This window comes from Micromonospora sicca, assembly GCF_003172935.1.
Lineage (GTDB): Bacteria > Actinomycetota > Actinomycetes > Mycobacteriales > Micromonosporaceae > Micromonospora > Micromonospora sicca.
The window spans coordinates 1-22478 of the sequence record NZ_QGKS01000288.1; the positions used below are offsets into that span (position 1 = coordinate 1).

The 22478-nt window shown below is 71.5% G+C and carries 18 protein-coding genes; 8 read left to right on the forward strand and 10 right to left on the reverse strand.

All coding sequences use genetic code 11. The features are described 5' to 3' along the window. Positions 1 to 132: 132 nt before the first annotated feature. The 4 genes from rplI to rpsF all read right to left on the reverse strand — a co-directional run bounded on the left by rplI (position 133) and on the right by rpsF (position 1783). Positions 133 to 579, reverse strand: a complete 447-nt coding sequence (gene rplI / locus DKT69_RS23665; RefSeq protein ID WP_109803703.1) for a 50S ribosomal protein L9 — start codon at positions 577 to 579, stop codon at positions 133 to 135. A gap of 14 nt (positions 580 to 593) precedes the next feature. Then, complete coding sequence (rpsR, locus tag DKT69_RS23670; protein ID WP_013289355.1) at positions 594 to 833, reverse strand: 30S ribosomal protein S18; 240 nt, start codon at positions 831 to 833, stop codon at positions 594 to 596. A 41-nt stretch (positions 834 to 874) separates the two neighbouring features. Beyond that, complete coding sequence (locus DKT69_RS23675) at positions 875 to 1411, reverse strand: single-stranded DNA-binding protein (protein ID WP_201749826.1); 537 nt, start codon at positions 1409 to 1411, stop codon at positions 875 to 877. 81 nt (positions 1412 to 1492) lie between these two features. Beyond that, the gene (gene rpsF / locus DKT69_RS23680) at positions 1493 to 1783 is read right to left on the reverse strand and encodes a 30S ribosomal protein S6 (protein ID WP_089011932.1); all 291 of its coding nucleotides are present in this window, start codon (positions 1781 to 1783) and stop codon (positions 1493 to 1495) included. 668 nt (positions 1784 to 2451) lie between these two features. Here rpsF and DKT69_RS23685 point away from each other — a divergent pair. Further along, on the forward strand, positions 2452 to 3243 hold the full coding sequence (locus DKT69_RS23685) for a deoxyribonuclease IV (RefSeq protein WP_109803704.1): 792 nt from the start codon (positions 2452 to 2454) through the stop codon (positions 3241 to 3243). After that, a complete protein-coding gene (locus DKT69_RS23690; protein ID WP_109803705.1) occupies positions 3240 to 5423 on the forward strand; it encodes a hypothetical protein in 2184 nt (727 codons plus the stop codon). Before DKT69_RS23685 ends, DKT69_RS23690 begins: the two co-directional genes overlap by 4 nt. Positions 5424 to 5440: 17 nt before the next feature. On the opposite strand, the gene DKT69_RS23695 is transcribed toward DKT69_RS23690, so the two are convergent. The 3 genes from DKT69_RS23695 to DKT69_RS23705 all read right to left on the reverse strand — a co-directional run bounded on the left by DKT69_RS23695 (position 5441) and on the right by DKT69_RS23705 (position 10549). Beyond that, positions 5441 to 6961 (reverse strand): glycosyltransferase family 87 protein, encoded by a 1521-nt coding sequence (locus tag DKT69_RS23695; protein WP_109803706.1) that lies wholly within the window; start codon positions 6959 to 6961, stop codon positions 5441 to 5443. 121 nt (positions 6962 to 7082) lie between these two features. Further along, on the reverse strand, positions 7083 to 9887 hold the full coding sequence (locus DKT69_RS23700) for a transglycosylase domain-containing protein (RefSeq protein ID WP_109803707.1): 2805 nt from the start codon (positions 9885 to 9887) through the stop codon (positions 7083 to 7085). Positions 9888 to 10084: 197 nt separating this feature from the next. Further along, a complete protein-coding gene (locus DKT69_RS23705) occupies positions 10085 to 10549 on the reverse strand; it encodes a DUF5318 domain-containing protein (protein WP_109803708.1) in 465 nt (154 codons plus the stop codon). A 174-nt stretch (positions 10550 to 10723) separates the two neighbouring features. Between DKT69_RS23705 and DKT69_RS23710 the strand changes: the two genes are divergently transcribed. Further along, positions 10724 to 11362: a PadR family transcriptional regulator gene (locus tag DKT69_RS23710; protein ID WP_109803709.1), complete on the forward strand. Its 639-nt coding sequence runs from the start codon at positions 10724 to 10726 to the stop codon at positions 11360 to 11362. 23 nt (positions 11363 to 11385) lie between these two features. After that, complete coding sequence (locus tag DKT69_RS23715) at positions 11386 to 12465, forward strand: inositol-3-phosphate synthase (RefSeq protein ID WP_109803710.1); 1080 nt, start codon at positions 11386 to 11388, stop codon at positions 12463 to 12465. Between the two features lie 76 nt (positions 12466 to 12541). Here DKT69_RS23715 and DKT69_RS23720 read toward each other — a convergent pair whose 3' ends face one another. Next, complete coding sequence (locus DKT69_RS23720) at positions 12542 to 13021, reverse strand: methylated-DNA--[protein]-cysteine S-methyltransferase (RefSeq protein WP_109803725.1); 480 nt, start codon at positions 13019 to 13021, stop codon at positions 12542 to 12544. Between the two features lie 101 nt (positions 13022 to 13122). Between DKT69_RS23720 and DKT69_RS23725 the strand changes: the two genes are divergently transcribed. Both DKT69_RS23725 and DKT69_RS23730 read left to right on the forward strand, forming a co-directional pair. Continuing rightward, entirely contained in the window at positions 13123 to 13644 is a 522-nt protein-coding gene (locus DKT69_RS23725) for a SigE family RNA polymerase sigma factor (protein ID WP_109803711.1), read from the forward strand. Beyond that, positions 13641 to 14741 carry a TolB-like translocation protein gene (locus tag DKT69_RS23730; protein ID WP_109803712.1) on the forward strand — a complete coding sequence of 367 codons (1101 nt, stop codon included), beginning with the start codon at positions 13641 to 13643 and terminating at the stop codon, positions 14739 to 14741. Before DKT69_RS23725 ends, DKT69_RS23730 begins: the two co-directional genes overlap by 4 nt. Before the next feature lie 104 nt (positions 14742 to 14845). Here the strand turns inward: DKT69_RS23730 and DKT69_RS23735 are convergent, their stop codons facing one another. Together DKT69_RS23735 and DKT69_RS23740 are read right to left on the reverse strand one after the other, a co-directional pair. Next, on the reverse strand, positions 14846 to 16876 hold the full coding sequence (locus DKT69_RS23735; RefSeq protein WP_236648187.1) for a S8 family serine peptidase: 2031 nt from the start codon (positions 16874 to 16876) through the stop codon (positions 14846 to 14848). Positions 16877 to 17080: 204 nt separating this feature from the next. After that, entirely contained in the window at positions 17081 to 18541 is a 1461-nt protein-coding gene (locus tag DKT69_RS23740) for a CCA tRNA nucleotidyltransferase (protein ID WP_109803714.1), read from the reverse strand. A gap of 128 nt (positions 18542 to 18669) precedes the next feature. Between DKT69_RS23740 and murJ the strand changes: the two genes are divergently transcribed. Continuing rightward, positions 18670 to 20412, forward strand: coding sequence for a murein biosynthesis integral membrane protein MurJ (murJ, locus tag DKT69_RS23745; RefSeq protein WP_109803715.1), 1743 nt, complete (start codon positions 18670 to 18672; stop codon positions 20410 to 20412). A 445-nt stretch (positions 20413 to 20857) separates the two neighbouring features. Further along, positions 20858 to 22471 (forward strand): protein kinase family protein, encoded by a 1614-nt coding sequence (locus DKT69_RS23750; RefSeq protein ID WP_109803716.1) that lies wholly within the window; start codon positions 20858 to 20860, stop codon positions 22469 to 22471. The last annotated feature ends 7 nt before the right edge of the window (positions 22472 to 22478 follow it).

Below are 22478 nucleotides of genomic sequence, written 5' to 3' on the forward strand. Positions count from 1 at the left end.
GCCCCGCCCTGGCGACGGTCCGGCCCCGGCGCGGCCCGGCGCGATCGCGGCGCCGCCATACCCGCGCGGCGTCCGCATGCGCAAGGGCCCGCACCGGAACCGGTGCGGGCCCTTGCATGGTGCTGGCGGGTGTCAGCCCTGGACGACGTTGAGGTCGAACTTGGCGGACACCTCGGGGTGCAGCTTGACGCGCACCGGGTAGGTGCCGGTCGACTTGATGTGACCGGGCACCTCCAGCCGACGACGGTCCAGGACCGGGCCGCCGGCCGCCTTGACGGCGTCGACGATCTCGGCCGGGGTGACCGAACCGAAGAGCCGGCCGCCCTCGCCGGCGCGGGCCTTCAGGCTGACCTTGAGACCCTCGAGCTGGGCCTTGACCTCGTTGGCGTGGTCCAGGTCGCGGATCTCCCGGGCCGAGCGGGCCCGCTTGATGACCGTGACCTGCTTCTCCGCGCCCTTGGTCCAGGCGATCGCGAAGCCCTGCGGGAGCAGGAAGTTACGGCCGTAGCCGTTCTTCACCTCGACGATGTCGCCCGGGGCACCGAGGCCGGACACCTCCTGAGTCAGGATGATCTTCATGTCGGTGCCTCCTCTCAGCGGGTCGTGGCCGTGTACGGCAGGAGCGCCATCTCGCGGGCGTTCTTGACCGCGCGGGCGATCTGCCGCTGCTGCTGCGAGGTCACGCCGGTCACCCGTCGAGCGCGGATCTTGCCGCGGTCGGAGATGAACTTGCGCAGCAGCGCGGTGTCCTTGTAGTCGATGTAGGTGATCCCGTCCTTGTCGAGCGGGTTCACCTTCTTCTTCGGCTTGCGAAGTGCCGCAGCCTTGGCCATTGCACGTGCTCCTGGTTTGCGATCGCGGGCGCTCGGCGCCATTAGAACGGAGGCTCCTCGTCGAAGTTGCCGCCCGAACCACCGCGCGAGGGAGCCGGGGCAGCCGAGGCCCAGGGGTCGTCGAAGTTGCCTCCGCCGCCCTGGCCACCGCCACCACCGGAGCCGAAGCCACCGCCGCCGCCACCACCACCGGAGCGCGACATCTTCTGCACCTTCGCCGTGGCGTAGCGCAGCGACGGGCCGATCTCGTCGACCTCGAGCTCGATGACGGTGCGCTTCTCACCCTCGCGGGTCTCGTACGACCGCTGACGCAGTCGACCCGAGACGATCACGCGGGCGCCCCGCTGCAGCGACTCGGCGACGTGCTCCGCCGCCTGCCGCCACACCGTGCAGGCCAGGAAGAGCGGCTCGCCGTCCTTCCATTCGTTGGTGGTCTTGTCCATGAACCGGGGCGTCGAAGCGACCCGGAACTTGGCGACCGCCGCACCCGACGGGGTGAACCGCAACTCGGGGTCATCGGTCAGGTTGCCGATGACCGTGATGGTGGTGTCTCCTGCCATGACCATCTCCTCGCGCACTCATCAGATCCCGCCGTACAGGCTCTCAGAGCCGTACGACAGAGCCGATGAGGCTGATCCGGGCGAACCGGGGTTGAATGCTTAGCGCATCTCCGGCCGGATGACCTTGGTGCGCAGCACGGACTCGTTGAGCCGCAGCTGACGGTCCAGCTCGGCCACGGCCGCAGGCGTGGCCTGCAGGTCGATGACGGCGTAGATGCCCTCGGCCTTCTTGCTGATCTCGTACGCGAGGCGCCGGCGGCCCCACACGTCGGTCTTCTCGACCGAGCCACCCGCGGTCCGGATCACGTTCAGGTACGTGTCGAGCGACGGGGCGACGGTGCGTTCCTCGAGGCTGGGGTCGAGGATCACCATGATCTCGTAATGACGCAAGACGTGCTCACCTCCTGTGGGCTATGCGGCCACGGTCCTTCCGTGGCAGGAGGTCTGCGTCGTGGCCCGCTCCGGTACCGGGGGGACCCGGCCGAACGCGGACAACCGGACCAGGATACCCGGTCCGGTCGATCATGCCCGGGCCGGTCGGCGGGACCGGCCGGGCGCGGTGACAGGGGCCCACCGCCGGCGTCGAGCACCGGAGGTGGACCCCTGTCCACGGGGCCGCGGGGCGTCCCGTCCGCATTCCTTGGGTGGGACCTGGGGAGGAACGACCACACCGATGAGGTTGGATCGAGGACGCCCCGCGGAGCTTTATCGTGTTGTCGGCTGATATGACCATACAACGGCTCTCGTCACCTGTTGGGGGAAATGAGGAATTTGCCCCAACCGCTCTGCCGATCGGTCGTCAGGTGGCGCGAGTCGGATCCCGCCCCGCCGTGCCGGGCCGCACGGCGGGGCGAGCCGTTTCCGGGGGTCTCCCGGGCCGCGGGTGGATTGCAGCCGGGTGGAGCGTCGACCATCGATCCCACCTCGCACAACGACCGCCCGCCCGCCGGGTGACGCATCCGGTCGCCGCGCCCGGCCCGGCGCCGAGCCGCTCCGGAGCCGGGACACCGCCGCCGCCGTCACCCCGCACGTCGGGGGCGCGACGTAGGCTCCCCTGCATGCGAATCGGAGCCCACGTCGATCCGACCGACCCGCTGGCCGAGGCCGCCGCCCGGGACGCCGAGGCCGTGCAGTTCTTCCTCGCCGATCCACAGGGGTGGAAGGCCCCGAAGGCCCGGGATGACGCCGAGCGGCTCCGCGACGCGGACGTCGACCTGTACGTCCACGCGCCGTACGTCGTGAACGTGGCCACGCTCAACAACCGGATCCGGATCCCGAGCCGGAAGCTGCTGCTCGGCCACGCCACGGCGGCGGCGGCCATCGGCGCGAAGGGGCTGATCGTGCACGGCGGCCACGTCAACGCCGGTGACGACCTGGCCGTCGGCTTCGACAACTGGCGCAAGACCTTCGCGTACGCGGCCGACTCCGGCGGCTTCCCGCTCCCGGTCCTGATCGAGAACACCGCCGGCGGCGACAACGCCTGCGCGCGGCACCTCGACGCGCTGGCCCGGCTCTGGGACGCCCTCGGCGACTACGAGGTGGGCTTCTGCCTGGACACCTGCCACGCCCACGCCGGCGGCGAGGACCTGCTGGGGCTGGTCGACCGGGTCAAGGCGATCACCGGCCGGATCGACCTGGTGCACGCGAACAACTCCAAGGGCGCCTTCAACTCGGGGCAGGACCGGCACGACAACCTCGACGGCGGCACGATCGACCCCGAGCTGGTGGTGGCGGTGATCCGCGCGGCCGGCGCCCCGGTCATCGTGGAAACGCCCGGCGGGGTCGACGGCCAGGCGGCCGACATCGCCTTCCTGCGCGGCCAGCTCGGCACCGGGACGTCGGCGGCATGACCACGGAGCAGTCGGACGCGACGGACGGCGGCGGCCCCGCCGGCTCGACCACGAACGGCGACACCCGGCTACCCGCCGAGGCCGTCGGCACCGACGGCACCACCGCCGCCCCAGCGACGGACGGCGCCGCCGCCCGAGCGGCCACGAAGGACCAGCCGGCCGCGAAACCGGCCGGCGGGGACGGTCCGGCCGCCGCTCGGACCGGCGCGGGGAACGGCGCCTCCGGCGTCGACCCGCACTCGGCCGCCACGAGGGACGAGCCCATCGCCGCCCCGGGCGACGGCGCCGCGACCGCCGCCCACGATGGCGACAGCGCAAGGAAGGCCGGGAAGGCCGCCACCACCGGCCAGGCCGGGAAGGCCGGCGCCACCGGCAAGGACGCCCCCGCCGCGGGTACGGAGAAAGCCGACCCCTGGTCCGCCTTCGGTCCCGCCCCCGACCCGGTGCTCACCCGGCCCCGACGGGCGGTGCGCGCGGTGGGCCGGTTCCTGGTGCACGAGTCGACCCTGTCCGTCGTCGCCGCGCTGGCCCTGGCCGTCCTGCTCACCTGGCCGACGCTGCGCTACCCGCTCTACACCCTGCCGCAGGACTACTGGGACCCGAGCCTGCAGTCCTGGCAGATGGCCTGGTCCGGGCACATCCTGCTGACCGACCCGGCGCAACTCTGGCACTCCAACACGTTCTTCCCGGAGCAGTGGAGCTTCGCCTTCTCCGACACCCTGCTCGGGTACGCCCCCGCTGGCATGATCGGCACCGGGCCCGAGGCGGCGGTGCTGCGCTACAACATCATGTTCGTGCTGGCCCACGCGCTCGCCACGTTCGGGGCGTACGCGTTGGCGCGGCAACTGGGCGCCGGCCGGATCGGGGCCGCGGTGGCCGGCGTCAGCTACGCGTACGCCCCGTGGCTGCTGGCCCAGGCCGGGCACCTGCACATCGTCTCCAACGGCGGCATCCCGCTGGCGCTGGCCATGCTCGCCCGGGGACACGGCTGGTCCCTGCGGTACGGCTACCGGCCGGAGCGCCGGCACGACGGGTGGGCGTACGCCGGCTGGATGGTGGCCGCGTGGCAGCTCAGCCTGGGCTTCGGCATCGGCCTGCCGTTCGCGTACCTGTTGGCCGGCATCGTGCTGGTCTCAGCCGTCGTCTGGTTCACCCGACGCTGGCTGGTCCGGCCGGGCAAGCGACCGTTCGGCAGCCGGCTGCTCCTCGCCGACCTGATCGGCGGCACGCTCTTCGCCGCGGTGGGCGTGCTGCTGGCCGTGCCGTACTTCAAGGTCGCCGAGCTGCACCCGAACGCGGAGCGGACGATCGGCGACATCGCCATCTACTCGCCGCCGGCGAGCGGGTTCTTCACCGCGCCGGCGGAGTCGCGGATCTGGGGCGGCCTGCACGAGGGGGCGCGTGCCACGTTGCCCTGGCACCCGGAGATGACGCTGCTGCCGGGTTTCGTGCTCTACGCGCTGGCCGCGGGCGGCCTCTTCTTCTCGGTCTGGCGGCTGCGGCACCGGCTGCTGCTGCTCGCCGGGGTGCTGGCGACGATGGCCCTGGCCATGGGGACCCGGTTCTTCGGCGGCACCTTCACCTACGTGCCGCTCTTCGAGCACCTGCCCGGGTGGAACGGGTTGCGGACGCCCGGCCGGATGATGCTCTGGACCACCCTGCTGCTCGGCCTGCTCGCCGCGGGCGCGGTCACCGCGTTCGCCGCCCGGGTACGCGAGCTGGCCGCCGAGCGGGTGCCGCCGTGGCCCGGGCCCTGGCTGCGGCTGGCCACCCTGCTGCCGCTGCTGCTGGTGATCGTGGAAGGGCTGAACACCACCCCGCACCCGGTGGTGCCGGTGCAGCCGGCGGTGATGCGCAACGTGGACGGTCCGATGCTGGTCCTGCCGAGCAGCCAGAACCTGGACCAGCCGGTGATGCTCTGGTCGACCAGCCGGTTCCAGGACGTGGTCAACGGCGGCAGTGGCTTCACCCCGGACACGCTCGCCCACGTCCGCGAGCTGACCCTCGGCTTCCCGGACCAGCCCAGCGTCGACTACCTGCGCATCCTGGGCGTCCGCAACGTGGTGATCCTGCGGGGCCAGCTGGCTGGCACCCCGTGGGAGCGGATCGTCGACAACCCGGTGGACGGGTTGGGCATCACCCGCGAGGAGGTCGGCGACGCGGTCGTCTACCACCTCTGACCCGGCTCGGGTCCGCCTTACGCCGGGGCGGGCTCGGCCGCGGCGGAACCCGTCGAGGAACGGGCGCGCCAGCGGACGTACCAGGGGGCGTCGGGGGAACCGTCGAGGACACCACCGTCCGGGTCGTCGGCGTAGATGTGTCGGACCACGTCGCGCTCGGGGCGCATGACGTCCCGGATCACGAAACCGCAGAGCACCGCGACGGTGATCAGCCGGAGGCTGGCGGCCAGCACGAAGACGCCCTCCGGGAAGACCGGCCGGCTGGTCGCCGTGCCGAGCAGCTCCCCGTAGAAGGCGGCGAAGTAGCAGACCTCGGCGAACTGCCAGACGAGGAAGGCGCCCCAGCGCGGCCGGGCGAGCACCGCGAGCGGGAGCAGCCAGAGCACGAACTGCTGGGACCAGACCTTGCTGAAGATCAGGAAGGCGGCGACCACCAGGAAGGCGAGCTGGGCCAGCCGGGGCCGGCGCGGCGCCAGCAGCGCCAGCGCGGCCACCCCGAGGCAGGCCAGCCCGAAGAGGAGGTACGACACCCAGTTGAGGGTGGGGATGTTGGCTTTCAACCAGTCGAACGGCCCCTGGTCGGGGCTGACCTTTCCGTCGAGGTAGCGGCCGATGTACCAGAGGGTGCCCCAGTCGATCGGCCGGGTGGTGTTCAGCTCGAAGAACCTGCCCCAGCTCTCCCGGTAGGGAATCGCCACCGGCAGGTTCACCAACACCACCGTCACCGCGGCCGTGATGACGGACAGGAGCGCGGCCCAGACCCGGCCGGCGCGGACCGCGAGCACCAGGATCGGCCCGAGGATGAACAGCGGCCACATCTTCGCCGCGCCGCCGAGCCCGATCAGTACCCCGGCCAGGGCGGCCGGCAGGGCACCGCTCAGGTCGGGTCTGGCGCGTGCCCAGGCCAGCAGCCCGACGGCGCTCAGCCCGACGGCGAGCAGATCCCAGTTGACGGTGGCGGTGAGCAGCAGGGCGGGGGCGAGCGCGAACATCGCCGCGTCCCAGGGTCGCCGTCGCCGCAGGTTGAGGATGACGGCGACGGTGGCGACGGCGAGAGCGCTCAGCACCAGCGCGTTGAGGTTGTAGAACCACTGCCCCTGGTTGATGCCGGGGTGGTCGGCGCCGAGGGCGTGCACCGGCAGCCCGAGCGCCCCCATGAAGTACCCGGTGAGCACCGGGTACTCGACCGGGTGGTCGGCGTAGGGCACCTTGCCCTCGTTGAGCCCCTCGGCGTAGTAGAGCGCCAGCACGTCCGTGTAGCACATCCGGGTGTACTGGATGTTGTTCTGCCAGGCGCCGTCCTGGCAGGGGGACTTCTGCACCCAGTGCAGGGCGAGGGTCAGGCAGACCAGGGCCAGCACGATCCGGGCCGCCGTCCAGAAGCGGCCCTCCCGGCCGGCGGGCCGGTCCAGCGCGACCGCGTGGTCGCCCAGTGGTCCGCCGATCACCTCGGAGGCGCCGCGGACGAAGCCGTCCGACCGGGACGGGTGGTCGGTGGTCCCGGCGTCGTCGATGCCTGCCGTCGACTGGGTGCTCATGGAGAGGAATCCTGCCGTACGGCAGGGGTCGGCGTCCCGCCTCGACCCCACAATTCCGGTACCCGGATACGCCGACGGCGGCCGGGCGCGAAGTCCGGCCGCCGTCGGCGGTTCCTGGCGATCAGTACGTCTGGCGTGGCGGTGTGGTCGGAAGGATGCCACCGCCGCCGCCGCCACGAGGGCGCGGGTCGAACGGGTTGGTCGGTCCGGCGTTCCCGCCGTTGTCGTTGCCGCCGCCGTTGACGGGCGGGCAGAACGGGTTCATCGGGTCCGGGCAGCCCGGCGGCACGGGCGGCGCCGTCGGCGGTGGTGCCTCGCCGTTGCCGGATTCCGGGTCGCCGACGTGCGCGGCCTCCGGGAAGTCCAGCTTGTCCTTGCTCTTGAGGGCGTCGTTCATGAACCGCTGGAAGATGGCGCCCGGCATGCCGGCACCGCTGATCTTGGCGCCGCCCTTCGTCTTGATCGGCAGACGGTTCTTGACGTTGCCGACCCAGACCGCGGTCGCGAGCTGCGGCGTGTAGCCGATCATCCAGGCGTCACCGTTCTCGGTGGTGCCCGGCTTCTGCTCCCAGGTACCGGTCTTCTCGGCGGCCTTGCGGCCGTCGGCGAGCCGGCGGTTCACGGCGGCCGGGTACTTCTCCAGCACCGAGGTCACGTCGCGAACAATGTCCTCGTCGATCCGCTGCACGGGCTTGACCTGCTCACCGCCCAGCTTCCGCCACCTACCGGTCTGCTGTTCCTGCTTCTCCACCAGCTTCACGAAGTGCGCCTTGATGTACTTCCCTCCGTTGGCGAAGGTGGCGACGCCGTTGGCGTGGTCCAGCACCGTGATCGGGTACTGGCCGTAGCCGACCACGTGGAAGAAGGGCGAGGGGGCCAGGTCCTTCGGGTCTTCCTTGGTGAGGTCGTGCGGCTTCGCCGGGTCGGTGTCCGTCTGCCACATCATCGTGACGCCGGCGTTCCTGGCCATCTCGACGACCTTGTCCGGGCCGATCTCCTGGGTGACGTAGTAGAACGGCACGTTCAGCGACTTCAGCGTTGACACCTCGAGGGTGCAGGAGTTGTGGCAGGACGGGTCGTCGAAGCCGGCGTTGCTGACCTTGAACTTGGTTCCCTCGGGGGTGAACGCCTTGCCCTTCCACCTGGACTCGAGGGACTTGCCGGCCTTTAGCGCCGCGGCCAGCGTGTAGATCTTGAAGCTCGATCCGGGCGAGTGGCCACCGCTGACGATGCCGTTGTCGTAGTTCTTGCCGGCGTAGTCGGTGCCGGTGCCGTTGTCACCGCCGTAGTAGGCACGCACCCCGCCGGTCTTGGGGTCAATCGACACCACGGCCGCCATCAGGTTCTTCGGCTGGCCGTCGAGCTCGGAGCCCTTGGTGGCGCGCTGGGCCGCCTCGAGCGCCGCCCTCTGCACCTTGGTGTCGATGGTGGTGGTGATCCGGTATCCGCCCTTGCTGAGCGCCTGCGAGCAGAGCGGCTTGTCGTCGGTGACCTCGGCGTCGTTGTCGGTGCAGAGGTTCTTCTCCCGCATCTCCTGCGCGACATAGTTGATCACGTTGCCGTACGGCGTGTTGACGCCGAAGTCGACCCCGACGCCCTTCGCGCTCGGCTTCTTGAGCGTCTTGGTCGGGTACTCGGTCGGGTGGGCCGGCTTGCCCGGCGCGTCCAGCCAGCCCTCGGTGATCATGCCGCCGATCACATAGTTCCAGCGGTCCAGCGCGGCCGCCTGGTTGATCGCCGGGTCATAGCCCTTGTGCGTGGCGCTCGGCTCCGGCTGCTTGATCAGCGCCGCGAGCACCGCGGCCTCGGCCACCGTCAGGTTCTTCGTCGGCTTACCGAAGTACGTCTGGGCCGCCGCCTCGATGCCGTACGCGCCCCGCCCGAAGTAGATGACGTTCAGGTAGTGCTGCATGATCGTCGGCTTGTCGTACTTGTCGTTCAGCTTGGAGGCGAGGATCGCCTCCTTCACCTTCCGCGCGTACGTGTCCTGCTTGAGGTTGTCGTAGGCGTTGCGGGCGTACTGCTGGGTGATCGTCGAGGCACCCTGCTTGTCGCCGCCGGTGAGGTTGTTCCAGGCGGCCCGGCCGATGCCCTTGTAGTCCACACCGGAGTGCCGGTAGAAGTTCCGGTCCTCCGCGGCAGCGACCGCGTCCTGCACCCACTGCGGGATGTCCTTGATGGCGACGAAGGTGCGGTTCTCCGCGCCGACCTTGGCGATGATCTGCTTGCCGTCACCGGCGTAGATGGTGCTGGCCAGCGGCGGGGTGGTGTCCTCGGGGAGGATGACGTTGGTGGAGTAGTAGGTGAAGCCCACCACGCCGATGCCGGCGAGCATGATGAAGACGGCGAAGCCGGCGATCAGGATGTTGATCCGGCGACGCTTCTTCGCCCGGGCCGCCGCGGCCGGATCCTTGCCGCGGCCACCGCGACCGGGGCCGTTGGGCCCACCCGGACCGCCCGGACCACCGCCCGCCATGCCCGGCACACCGGCTCGCGCCACCGCGGCCCGACCACCCACCGCGGCCGAGCCGACGCCCGCCCGGCCGGCCGAGCCCACCGCCGCCGACCCGACCGAGGCGCGACCCGCCGGAGCGCCCGGGGCCGGGGAGACCGGCACCGAGGCGCGGCCGGCACCGGCCCGACCCGAGGCGCCACCGGGCGCCGGGGAGACCGGCACGGAGGCCCGTCCCGCGCCGGCCCGGCCCACCGAGGCCGAGCCCGCCGCACCGCTACGCGAAACCGGAGCGGCGCCGCCGGCCGAGGCCCGTCCATCGGAGGCGGACCCCCGGGGCGGCACGGAGGCGCGGGCCGAGGCCCCGCCCTCCGGCGCGGATGACCAGCCGTTCCCGTGCGGGCTCCCGGGGTCGCCGTTGGGGCCCGGGCTCTGCGCCCGCCCACGCGAAGAACTGGGATCGCCGTAGTTCATTCCTCACACCCTGCCGGTCGCGGTGGGGCGCACATGCGCCACCACCGGGTTGCCGTGAGCTGGACCACGAGACGCTACACCGCGGGCGCGCCGGGGCGCAGGCGTCAAATCCGAAATAATCCGACTAATCAGACGTAGAAGCTGTCGGTCCGCCCAGCCGTCGTCAATCGGGCCGGGGTCGGCCGGTGCAGCTTGATTCACCGTTGCGCCTCTCGCCTTCGACGAGGGGTGGAACCGTTCGGGGCGGACGAGCCGCTCACCACGCCCTGCTCCGACCCGTCCTCGGCGCCGCCGGCCAGCCCGTCCCGGCCGAGCAGGAACTGCTCGACGAGATGGTTCCAGTCACAGCCGAGGCACACCTCCACCACGAAGACCTGGAACTCACGCAACGTCATCGCCAGGACGGGCAACTCGGCCCGGGTACGCGCCTGGCCGGCGGACTGCTTGAGTTCGTCCCCGAAAATGTAGTGGACGTGGATGAGGTTCTCGCTGCGGCAGATCGGGCACCGCTCGTCGGTGGGTTCACCGTGGAACCGGGCGGCGTTCTTCAGGTACGGCGAGGCGTCGCAGACGTCGTACGTGCCGACCCGGCCGGCCAGGAGCTCACGCAGCACCGCTCGCTTCTGGAGCGAGTAGTCGACGACCTGGCGAGACGTGCGCATGCGGCAAAGGGTACGCGGTCCGGCGGGACGAGGCGACCACCGTGACAATCCGTGACGGCAACACCTCGGAACGGGGGTTTGCCCTGATCATGGCTGTCCGCTAACGTGCGATGTATCGGTCCGATACATCGCGGCGGTTACCTGCTCCGCGCCGGGGGTAAGAAGGGGTGGCCCGTGCTCGAGCTCGCCATCCTCGGCCTCCTGCAGGAGGCTCCGATGCACGGCTACGAGCTGCGCAAGGAGTTGGCCGCCAAGCTCGGCGCGATCCGGGCGGCGATCAGCTACGGCTCGCTGTACCCGACCCTGCGCCGGTTGCAGGCGGCGGGATGGATCACCGAGGCCGCCGAGACACCGGCGACCGCCGAGGAGGTTCCCGCGCTCACCAGCCGACGCGGTCGGGTGGTCTACACCATTACCGCCGAGGGCAAGGAACGCTTCGCCCAACTGATAGCGCAGGCTGGTCCCGAGACGTACGACGACACGGGCTTCGGCGTGCACTTCGCGTTCTTCGCCCGGACCGACCAGGCCACCCGGCTCCGGATCCTGGAAGGTCGCCGTCGGAAGATCGAGGAGCGTCGCGAAGGCCTTCGCGACGTGCTCGGCCGGGCAGCCGAGCGCCTCGACGCGTACACCCTGGAACTGCAGCGCCACGGCCTCGACGCCTGTGAGCGTGAGGTCCGCTGGCTGGAGGAGCTCATCGCCAATGAGCGCTCCGGCCGTGCCCCGACCGTCCCGCAACCCGGGACAGCCGGCGGCCGACGAGAAGACAACAGCCCGCCTCCGCCTGGAGAGTCCAGGAAAGAGCGGCCGTGATGAAGAAGAAGGAGGCAGACGCTATGGGCTCCGTCCGCGTCGCCATCGTCGGTGTGGGTAACTGCGCCTCGTCCCTCGTACAGGGCGTGGAGTACTACCGGAACGCCGACCCGAACGACCGCGTCCCGGGTCTCATGCACGTCACCTTCGGCGACTACCACGTCTCGGACGTGGAGTTTGTCGCGGCGTTCGACGTGGACGCCAAGAAGGTGGGCATGGACCTCGCCGAGGCGATCGTGGCCAGCGAGAACAACACCATCAAGCTCTGCGACGTGCCGCCGACCGGCGTCACCGTGCAGCGCGGCCCGACCTTCGACGGTCTGGGCCAGTACTACCGCGAAATCATCGAGGAGTCGGACACCGAGCCGGTCGACGTGGCCAAGGCGCTGCGCGACGCGCAGGTCGACGTCGTCGTCTCCTACCTGCCGGTCGGCTCCGAGCAGGCCGACAAGTTCTACGCCCAGGCCGCGATCGACGCCGGCTGCGCGTTCGTGAACGCCCTGCCGGTCTTCATCGCCTCCGACCCCGAGTGGGCGAAGAAGTTCGAGGACGCGGGTCTGCCGATCGTCGGCGACGACATCAAGAGCCAGGTCGGCGCCACCATCGTGCACCGCGCCCTGGCGAAGCTCTTCGAGGACCGCGGTGTCGAGCTGCTGCGCACGTACCAGCTCAACTTCGGCGGCAACATGGACTTCATGAACATGCTGGAGCGCACCCGCCTGGTCTCGAAGAAGATCTCGAAGACCCAGTCGGTCACCTCCCAGATCCCGCACGAGATGACCAAGAGCGACGTGCACATCGGCCCGTCGGACCACGTGCCGTGGCTCGACGACCGCAAGTGGGCGTACATCCGCCTGGAGGGCCGCTCCTTCGGCGACACCCCGCTCAACGCCGAGCTCAAGCTCGAGGTGTGGGACTCGCCGAACTCGGCCGGCGTCATCATCGACGCCGTCCGGGCCGCGAAGATCGCGCTGGACCGGAAGATCGGTGGCCCGATCCTGTCGGCCTCGTCGTACTTCATGAAGTCCCCGCCCAAGCAGTACGCCGACCACGACGCGCACGCCGCCGTCGAGGCGTTCATCAAGGGCGAGGTCGAGCGCTGACACGCTGACCACAGCAGCATCGAGGGCCGGGTCCGCACGGACCCGGCCCTCGGGCGTTCAGTCGACCCGGAGTACCTCAGGACCAGGCGCGTTGCAGGGCGACCCGGGCCTCCAGTTCCAGCAGCGTCACCTTGCGCGGCAGGCCGCCGCCGAAGCCCACCAGCTTGCCGCCCGCCCCGACGATCCGATGGCACGGCACGATCACCGGGACCGGGTTCCGGTTGCAGGCGACCCCGACCGCCCGGGCCGCGCCCGGCTCGCCGACCGCCTTCGCCACCTCGCCGTAGGTGAGCGTCTCGCCGTACGGGATGCGGGTCATCTCCCGCCAGACCGCCCGCTCGAACTCGGATCCCCGACGTGCCGTCACCGGGACGGTGAAGTCGGTCAGCTCACCGGCGAAGTACGCCCGCAGCTCGGCCACCGCCCGGCCGGCCAGCCCGTCGACCGGCTCGTCGGTGGCCGACGCCACCCGCCCGAAGTGCGCCCCGCAGACCGCCTCGTCGTCGGTGGCCACGGAGAACTCCCCGATCGGCGAGTCGAGCACGGTCCAGCGCATGCCGCCCATTCTGCCGGTCGCCCCCGACACCGGAGCAAACCCGTGGCGGCGGCGAGGCAAGTTTTCCCCGACGCCGTGCGTCTGTAGTACGGAGGTGGACGGTGGCAGAGGTCATCGACGGGGAGTTCACCGCGTTCGTCAACGAGCGGGGTGACGCGCTGCTGCGCGTCGCGTACGCGCTCGCCGGCAACCAGCACGCCGCGGAGGACCTGCTCCAGAACGCGCTGGCCAAGGCGTACGCCCGGTGGCCGAGGATCCGGGGCGACGCGGAGCCGTACGTGAAACGGATCCTCTACCACGACCAGGTCTCCGGCTGGCGGCGTCGGGCGCGGCGCGCCGAGGTGCCGGTCGCGGAACTGCCGGAGCGGCCGGCGGCGGGCGACGGCGGTCACGACGCCGACCTGCGGCTCCTGCTGCGGGACGCGCTGCGGGCGCTGCCGCCCCGGCAGCGGGCCGTGCTGACCCTGCGCTACCTGGAGGACCTGAGCGTCGAGCGGACCGCGGCGATCCTCGGCTGCCGGGCCGGCACCGTGGCCAGCCAGGCGTCCCGGGCGCTGGCGAAGCTCCGGGAGCTGGTGCCCGCTCTCGACGAGCTGACCACGCGTTCGGAGGTGAAGTCATGACCAGGCCGGTGGAGGACGTACTGCGGGCAGCCGTACACGATCTCGCGGACGGGGTCCGGCCGGCGCCCGACCTGGCCGTCCGCGCGCTCGGCCGGGGCCGCCGGCTGCGGCGGCGCCGCCGGGCTACGGCGGGGGTCGCCGCCCTGGTGGCGGTGGTCGCGGTCGCCCTGCCGTTCGTGCTGCTCCGCCCGCAGCTGGCGGCGCACCCCGCCACCCCGGACCCCACGGCGACGGCCACCCCGGCACCGCCGGTCCGCCCCATGCCCGGCCCGGACTGGACGGCGAAGCCGCTGGCCCTGCCCGGTGACTGGGTGGTGGTCGCGGGCACCTTCACCGCCGCACCGGGCAGGGGCTTCGTGCTGGACCGGGCCCGGGGCCGCTACCTCACCGCCGAGGGGTACGACGGAGTCTTCCCGGCGCCCGTCGGCTCGCTGAGCGCGGTGACCGACGAGGACCGGCCCCGTGAGGTCGGCCTGGTCGACCTGGCCGACGGGACGACCCGCTGGTACGAGGTCGGTCGGGCGCTCTCGCCCCCGGAATGGTCGCCGGACGGCCGGCGGCTGCTCTTCACCACCCACCGGCTCGACCACTTCGGCTTCATCGTGCTGGAGACCGACGGCACGAAACGCGCGTTCCGGGTGGACGAAAAGCGGTACTTCTGCACCGACTACTGCGACTTCACCTGGAGCCGGGACGGCACGGAGGCGGTGCTCCCGCAGACCGGCCGGTCCAGCCACGACGAGTCGCTGCGGGACCTCCGGGCGGGCGTGCGGCTCTTCTCCGCCGACGACGGGCGGCCGACCCGGTTCGTGCCGGTGCCCGGCGACCCGGCCGGACCGTGGGCCTGGTCGCCGGACGGGAAGCTGGTGGTGGTCCAGGGGCAGCACGATCCGCTGCTGGTCGAGACGGGCACCGGCCGGGTGGTCCGCACCCTGCCCACCGCCGAGGTGGTCTGGATCTCCGACGACCGGCTGCTCTACCGCCGGCCGAACGGCGCCGGGGACGTCGTGCTCGCCGACCTGACCGGTCGGGAGCTGGTCCGCCAGCCGCTGCCGAAGGACCTGGTCGACCGGGAGATCACGGTGGCGCCCCGCTGAGACGGCGACGCCCGCCGGGCGATCGTCCCCCGTGTGGTGGAAAGCGACGAGCCCGCCCGGACGGCCCGAGGGCCGCCTGGACGGGCTCGTCTGTGCTCTGCCGGCTAGAGGGCCTCGACGAGGAACTGCTCGCCGACGCCGAGACCCAGGGTCTGGCTGTTCCAGTCGATGGTCCGGCTGGCGATGAGCTGGCTGGTGCCGGCGCTGCCGGCGGTCACCGCCTCACCGTCGATGTACGCCCGCAGGTAGATCGACCCGTCCGGGTTGTAGTCCAGGAAGTCGAACGTCTCCCAGGTGCCGATCGCCGTCGACCGGGCGATCAGCGGCTTGGTGCCGGCGCTCTCCGCGCAGACGAACTTGCCGTTGATGAGCGCCCGCAGGCCGAAGTAGCCGTCCCCGACGTTGACGATCTCGAACTTCTCCCAGGCGCCGATCGCCGTGGCCCGCGCGATCAGCGGCAGCGTGCCCTTGCTCTCCGCGGTGACGTACCGGCCGCTGGCCTGCGACTTGAGGGCGACCACCGGCGCGGGGGCCTCGAAGTCGAACTTCTCCCAGGCGCCGATCGCCGTGGCCCGCGCGATCAGCGGCAGGGTGCCCTTGCTCTCCGCCGAGACGTACCGGCCGTTGATGTTCGCCTTCAGGCTGACCGAGCCGTCGGTGTTGTTGACGATCTGGAACTTCTCCCAGCTGCCGATCGCCGTCGACCGGGCGATCAGCGGCTTGGCGCCCGCGCTCTCCGCGGTCACGAACTTGCCGTTGGCCTTCGCCCGCAGCCCGACGAGGCCGCCGCCGGCGTCGACCACGTCGTACTTCTCCCACGGCCCGAGGGCGGCGCCCCGGGCGATCAGCGGCTTGGTCCCGGCGCTCTCCGCGGTCACGAACTTGCCGTTGACCCGCGCCTTCAGGCCGTACGAGCTGCGGGCGGGCTGGACCGCGCCGACGTGCAGCAGCCGGTCCACCGACCCCATGGTGTCGTGTACGGCGCCGCTGATTCCCCTGGTGACGATGCTGTCGCGCACCTGCTGCGGGGTCCAGTTCGGGTTCGCCTCGAGCAGCAGCGCCGCGGCGCCCGCCACGTGCGGGGAGGCCATCGACGTGCCGTTCATCGCGGTGCTGCCGTCGGTGGTCCCCTTCGCCGCGGAGACGATGCTGACCCCGGGGGCGAAGGTGTCCAGGCAGTTGCCGTAGTTGGAGAACCAGGCCCGGAAGTCCACCCGGTCCGTGGCGCCGACGGTGATGGCCGTCGGCACGCTGGCCGGCGACACGCCGCAGGCGTCCTGCATGCTGTTGCCGGCCGCGACGGAGTACGTGATGCCGGCGGCGACCGAGCGGGTGACCGCGTCGTTGACGGCCTGGTCGGTGCCGTTGAAGCCCAGGCTCATGTTGGCCACGGCCGGCTTGGCGGCGTTCGTGGTGACCCACTCGATGCCGTTGATGATCTGCTCGCTGGTGCCGCTGCCCTCGCAGTCGAGGACCCGCACCGCGACGAGCTTGACACCCTTGGCCACGCCGTACTTCGCACCGCCGACGGTGCCGGCCACGTGCGTGCCGTGGCCCTCGCAGTCCTGCGCGTCCGGGTCGTTGTCGACGAAGTCGTAGCCGGAGCTGGCCCTGCCGCCGAACTCCTGGTGGTCGAGGTCGATGCCGGTGTCCAGGATGTACGCGGTGACGCCGGCCCCGGTGGTCGGGTAGGTGTAGGAGCGGTCGGCCTTCGCCGTCGTCTGGTCGATCCGGTCCAGGCCCCAGGAGGGCGGGTTGCTCTGGGTGTCCGTGGCGGAGTAGCGGCGGACCCGCTCGACGTAGGCCACGTCGGGGTCGGCCGCCAGCCGCTCCGCCTGCCGGCGGTTCATCGCGGCGGAGTAGCCCTTGAGTGCCTTGGTGAACACGTGACGGACCGTGCCGCCGTTGGCGGCGGCGAGCGCCGATGCGGTGGCCCGCACCTCGCTGGGGCTGGCCTTGTGGTCCTTGAGGACGACGATGTAGCGGTCGGGCACGACACCGGCGCTGTCGGCGCCGCGCACCGGTGCCCGTGGTGCGTCGGATGGGGCGGCCATCGCGGCGCCGCCGGTGCCGGCGAACACGATGGACGTCGCGGAGGCGAGGGCGAACCCGGCCACCGCCGAACGGCGAGTCACGCCACGGCGTTTCACTCAGAGATCTCCCCGGTTGCAGCAATCGTCCACCTCGGAACGGGCGGACGGAGCGATCGGAGCAGCCTCACTACACGGATGACCGGGAGGCTGACGGATGTCGCTCCATGATGCGGGAAGATCACCGGGAATCGCGTCAACCGTTCGGTCGATACGCCGGCGTGTCGTCGTACGCCCGCTCCGCCGGGGTCAGTCGCGAATGCCCTGCTCCCGGGCCCAGCGCAGCAGCTCCGCCTCGGCCTCGTCGCGGTCCAGCGGGCCGCGCTCCAGGCGCAGCTCCTTCAGGTACTGCCAGGCCTTCCCCACCACCGGCCCCGGCGGCACGCCGAGCAGCTCCATGATCGCGTTGCCGTCCAGATCCGGGCGGACCCGGGCCAGGTCCTCCTCGGCGGCGATCCGGGCGATCCGCTCCTCCAGCGCGTCGTAGTCGGCCGCCAGCGCGGCCGCCTTGCGGCGGTTGCGGGTGGTGCAGTCCGACCGGGTCAGCTTGTGCAGCCGGGGCAGCAGGTCACCGGCGTCCGCGACGTACCGGCGCACCGCCGAGTCGGTCCACTCGCCCCGGCCGTACCCGTAGAAACGCAGGTGCAGCGCGACCAGGGCGACCACCTGCGAGGTGACGTCCTTCGGGTACCGCATGGCCTTCATCCGGGCCTTCGTCAGCCGGGCGCCGACCACCTCGTGGTGGTGGAAGCTGACCCGCCCGTCCGGGCCGACCGCCTTGGTGGCCGGCTTGCCGACGTCGTGCATCAGAACGGCCATCCGCAGCACGAAGTCGCAGCCGTCCTCCTCCATCGACATCGCGTTCTCGACGACGGTGAGGGTGTGCTCGTAGACGTCCTTGTGCTGGGCGTGCTCGTCGATCGTCAGCTTGAGCCCGGTCAGCTCGGGCAGGAACCGCTCGGCCAGCCCGGCGTCGACCAGCAGTCGCAGTCCGGTGATCGGGTCCGCGCCGCAGAGCAGCTTGGTGAACTCGTCCCGGATCCGCTCGGCGGTGATCCGGTCCAGGTCGGCGGCCATCCGGGCCATCGCGTCGCGGACGTCCGGGTGGACGGCGAAGCGGAGCTGGGCGGTGAACCGGGCCGCCCGCAGCATCCGCAGCGGGTCGTCGCGGAACGACTGCTCCGGCGTGCCGGGGGTACGGATGATCTTGGCGGCGAGGTCGGCCAGGCCGCCGTGCGGGTCGGTGAACCGGTGGTCGGGGACGCTCACCGCCATCGCGTTGATGGTGAAGTCCCGCCGCTTGAGGTCTTCTTCGAGGCTGGTCCCGTACTCGACGATCGGGTTGCGGCTGACCTGGTCGTACGCCTCGGCGCGGAAGGTGGTGATCTCCAGTCGGAGCCCGTCGCGCTGGCAGCCGATGGTGCCGAACTCCCGACCGGTCTCCCAGACCGACTCGGCCCAGCCCCTGATGATCCGCAGCGTCTGGTCGGGGTGCGCGTCGGTGCAGAAGTCGAGGTCCTCGCCGAGCCGGCCGAGCAGCGCGTCCCGTACCGAACCACCCACCAGGTGCAGTTCGTGGCCCGCCGCGAGGAAGAGGCGGCCGAGCTCGTCGGCGACCGGCGAGACGCGGAGCAGCTCGGCGACGGCGTTGCGCTGCGCGGCGGTGAGCTCGCGGCGGTCGGCGGCGTGGGATGCGGAGGCTTCGGACATGGGATCGCCAGCCTATCGGTCCGGCCCGGGAAGTCCGCCGCCGGGCGCGGGTAAGAGGTACCGGTTGACTAAGGTTCTGACCGTCGGGGACGGTGCCCGGCCCCGACGTACCCCCTGGGAGGCTGGAGATGAGCGGCGGGCTCTACCGCAGCGCGAACGCCACGCCGGACGGCGCGGTGCCTCCCACGGACGAGGCGACCTTCATCTCGGCCGAGCCGCTCAACCAGCCGGCGGTGGAGGCCACCGCGCCGCCGCCGGAGCAGGTCGGCGAGGCCAGCGCCGCCGCGAACAGCGCGGTGATGGCCGTCGGCAGCCTGATCAGCCGGGGTACGGGCTTCATCCGCAACCTGATGATCGGCGCGGCGCTCGGCAACCTCGTCGGTAACGCGTACACGACCGCACAGTTCCTGCCGAACCAGGTGTACGAGTTCCTGCTCGGCGGGGTGCTCACCAGCGTGCTGATCCCGGTGCTGGTCCGCCGGCGCAGGACCGATCCGGACCGGGGTGAGGCGTACTCGCAGCGACTGCTCACCCTGGCGGTGATCGCGCTGGCCGCCGCCGCGCTGATCGCGATGGCCCTGGCGTCGGTGCTGACCGCCCTCTACGCCAGCGGCAAGGACGGTGACTACACCGACCTGGTCACCAATCTGTCCTACCTGATGCTGCCGATGCTGTTCTTCACCGGCGTCAGCGCGCTGATCGCCGCGGTGCTGAACACCCGGGGCCACTTCGCCGCGCCCATGTGGGCGCCGATCCTCAACAACCTGGTGGTCATCGGCGCGTTCGGGCTCTACATCCTGATCTTCGACGCCGAGGCGCTCAAGCCGGGTGAGCTGGGCGCGGGTCAGATCCTGCTGATCGGCGGCGGCACCCTGCTCGGCGTGGCGGTGCAGGCCGCCGGCCTGCTGCCGGCGCTGCGCAAGGTGGGCTTCCGCTGGAAGTGGCGGTTCGACTTCCGCGAGCTGGGGCTGCGCGAGCTGGCCAAGCTCGGCGGCTGGATGTTCTGCTACGTCGCGGTCAACCAGCTCGGCCTCTTCGTGGTGGTCAACCTGCTCACCCGGGCGGCCGGCGACGACATCGCCGGCATCATGATCTACAACAACGTCTTCCTGCTGCTGATGATGGCGCACGGCATCATCGCCGTCTCGATCATCACCGCGCTGATGCCCCGGATGAGCGCCGCCGCCGCCGACGGCCGGTTCCGCGACGTCACCGCCGACCTGTCCCGGGGCACGCGGATGGTCACCGCGGTGCTCGCCCCCATCGCGGTCTGCTACGCGGTGCTCGCCGGCCCGATCTCCGTGGTGGTGTTCCGCTACGGCGCCTTCACCGGCGCGAACGCGACCGCCACCTCGACGGTGCTGCTGGTCGCCGCGCTGGGGCTGGTGCCCTTCGCGATCAGCCAGCTCTTCACCTTCGCCTTCTACGCGCTGCCGGACACCCGCACCCCGGCCCTGATCAACATTCCGGTGGTGGCGCTGCGGGTGCTCCTCCAGATCGGGGTCTACCTCGCCTTCTCCGCCACCTTCGCGGCCGCCGGCATGATGCTCGGCAACGCCATCTCGTACCTGGCCGCCGCGGTGATCTCCGCGCTGCTGCTGCGGCCCCGGGTGGGCCGGATCGGGCTCGGCGGCATCATGCGAACCATGGGTCGGGTGGTCGTGGCCGCGCTGGGCGCCGCACTGGTTGGCCTGCTCGTGGTCAAGCTGCTCCCCGGCGACCCGGCCGACCTCAGCTGGTTCGCGGCGGCCGTCCAGCTGGTGGTGGGCGGCGCGGTGATCGGCGGGACGTACCTGGGGCTGGCCATGGTGCTCCGGATCGGCGAGATCACCGAGGTGGTCGGGATGGTCCGCCGCCGGCTCGGCCGCTGACCCACTGCGCCCGGGTCGGCGGCGGTCGACCACGGAGGGTGAACGAGGGTCACCAGCCCTGGGGATGCGGCTGTGGATAACTCAGCGTTTCCCCGCTCAACCAGCCTCTCGACCTGTGGACAACCAACCGTACGGACGAGGGTGCGGGACCGATCGGGGGGAATTCGGCCTGGTGGCGGAGCGGCCGCCACACCCGGTGCGCCCCTCCGTCGACTACTTGCGGTCAACCTCTAGATTGGCTGGTGCATGTACCAGCAACGTGGCTGACAACGGTCGCAACCGGACCGGGCGGCCCGTGGCTGGCGCCCCACCGGCCGCGGCGGGAAGATGACATGTCGGGGAACCGGGCATCCCGGGTAAGGTCGCACTCGACGGGTACGGCAGGTGCCGACGCGGGCGTCGGCGCCGGTCTGCCGGTTCCTTCGAAGGCAGAGCGGGAAGCCACATGCCCAGCAGCACGGGTCCATCGATCGACACGATCACCGAGGGAGGACGGGTGACCCAGGTCGGCGAGGGTCAAGAGGCGGAGGAGAGTGCTCCGCCGGTCATGACCTTCGGTGCTCCCACGGCCGGTGAGATCCTTGCCGAGCGGTACGAGCTGGTCGAGCACATCAACAACGACAGCGCGGGCCGGCTGGTCTGGCGCGGAGTCGACGTCGTGCTGCGCCGTCCCGTCGCGGTGGTCCTCCGCTATCCGGGTGGCGACTCCGCCACCGAGATGCTCCAGGCCGCCGTCGCGGCCAGTCGGGTCATCCACCCCAACCTGGTCGGCGTCTACGACGCGATCGACGAGGCGGACCGGGCCTACGTGGTCCGCGAGTGGGTGGACGGCCAGTCCGTGCGCGAGCTGGTCAACGCCGACGGGCCGCTGGACCCGGCGCGGGCGACCGCCATCGGCAACGCCGTCGCCAGCGCCCTCGCCGCGGTGCACGCGACCGGCATGGTGCACGGCAACGTCCACCCCGGCACCGTGATGATCAGCGACGACGGCCGGGTGGTGCTGGCCGACGCGCGGACCGACGGCGCGGACAGCCAGGAGAACGACCTCCGGGCGGTCGGCGGGGTGCTCTACTTCGCCCTCACCGGGCACTGGCCGCACGGGGAGGCGCCGCTGCACGGCGCCACCGCCGGGCACGGCCGGGCCGCCATTCCGGACGCCGTACGCGACGCCGGCGGCGCGATCGCCGCGCCCCGTCAGGTCCGGGCCGGGGTGCCGGCCTACCTCGACGACCTGACCATGGACCTGCTCGACCCGGAGATCGCCCCGCCCTCCTCGGACGTGCTCGCGGCCGAGCTGGGTCGGCTGGACATCCCCGCCGACGAGCACTTCCTCGACCAGGCGGGCACGCTGCGCTTCACGGCGGATCCCGAGGAGGAGCCGTCGCCGCTGGCCGCCGCCGGCGGCCGGAAGGTGGCCCTGGGCATCGCCGGGCTGCTCGCCGTGGCCCTGGTCGGCCTGCTCATCGGGATCAGCGCGCTGGGCGGCGACGACAAGGACGCGAAGACCGAGCCGGTGGCCCGCCCGACCAGCAGCGCGCCGGCCGACCAGCCCACCCAGGCCGCCCCGGTGCGCAAGCTGGCCGTGGAGGACGTCCGGATCATCGACCCGGACAGCCGGACCCGCAACGAGCTGGGCGATGCCGAAAAGGTGATCGACGGCAGCGAGGACGAGGGCTGGGAGACCGACACCTACAAGTCGGCGAAGTTCGGCGGCCTGAAGGACGGCATGGGGGTCTGGATCGACCTCGGCGCCGAGCACACGGTCATGTCGGTGAAGGCGGTCCTCTCCGCCAGCGGCGCCACCGCCCAGCTCTACACGGGCACCACCGACCCGGGCTCCGGCTCCTCCGGCGACAAGAAGCTGTACACCGAATACGTGACGGCGAAAACCCGGATCGGGGACGGCTTCGCGCCGGCCGAGGGCAGCACGCTGATCTTCAGCAACGGCTTCGACCCGGACAAGAAGTACCGCTACCTGCTCTTCTGGCTCACCGAGCTGCCCTCGAACGACCGGGGCTACAAGATCGGTGTCCAGGAGATCACCGTCCAGGGGTCGTGAACCGGCC

What these genes read in the sequence shown, in the direction of transcription:
- DKT69_RS23685 (WP_109803704.1), top strand. Translation starts at nt 2,452, where the DNA reads ATGCGAATCGGAGCCCACGTCGATCCGACCGACCCGCTGGCCGAGGCC.
- DKT69_RS23730 (WP_109803712.1), top strand. Translation starts at nt 13,641, where the DNA reads ATGACCAGGCCGGTGGAGGACGTACTGCGGGCAGCCGTACACGATCTC.
- DKT69_RS23740 (WP_109803714.1), bottom strand. Translation starts at nt 18,541, where the DNA reads ATGTCCGAAGCCTCCGCATCCCACGCCGCCGACCGCCGCGAGCTCACC.
- rpsR (WP_013289355.1), bottom strand. Translation starts at nt 833, where the DNA reads ATGGCCAAGGCTGCGGCACTTCGCAAGCCGAAGAAGAAGGTGAACCCG.
- DKT69_RS23720 (WP_109803725.1), bottom strand. Translation starts at nt 13,021, where the DNA reads ATGCGCTGGACCGTGCTCGACTCGCCGATCGGGGAGTTCTCCGTGGCC.
- murJ (WP_109803715.1), top strand. Translation starts at nt 18,670, where the DNA reads ATGAGCGGCGGGCTCTACCGCAGCGCGAACGCCACGCCGGACGGCGCG.
- DKT69_RS23705 (WP_109803708.1), bottom strand. Translation starts at nt 10,549, where the DNA reads ATGCGCACGTCTCGCCAGGTCGTCGACTACTCGCTCCAGAAGCGAGCG.
- DKT69_RS23750 (WP_109803716.1), top strand. Translation starts at nt 20,858, where the DNA reads ATGCCCAGCAGCACGGGTCCATCGATCGACACGATCACCGAGGGAGGA.
- DKT69_RS23690 (WP_109803705.1), top strand. Translation starts at nt 3,240, where the DNA reads ATGACCACGGAGCAGTCGGACGCGACGGACGGCGGCGGCCCCGCCGGC.
- rplI (WP_109803703.1), bottom strand. Translation starts at nt 579, where the DNA reads ATGAAGATCATCCTGACTCAGGAGGTGTCCGGCCTCGGTGCCCCGGGC.
- DKT69_RS23715 (WP_109803710.1), top strand. Translation starts at nt 11,386, where the DNA reads ATGGGCTCCGTCCGCGTCGCCATCGTCGGTGTGGGTAACTGCGCCTCG.
- DKT69_RS23695 (WP_109803706.1), bottom strand. Translation starts at nt 6,961, where the DNA reads ATGAGCACCCAGTCGACGGCAGGCATCGACGACGCCGGGACCACCGAC.
- DKT69_RS23700 (WP_109803707.1), bottom strand. Translation starts at nt 9,887, where the DNA reads ATGAACTACGGCGATCCCAGTTCTTCGCGTGGGCGGGCGCAGAGCCCG.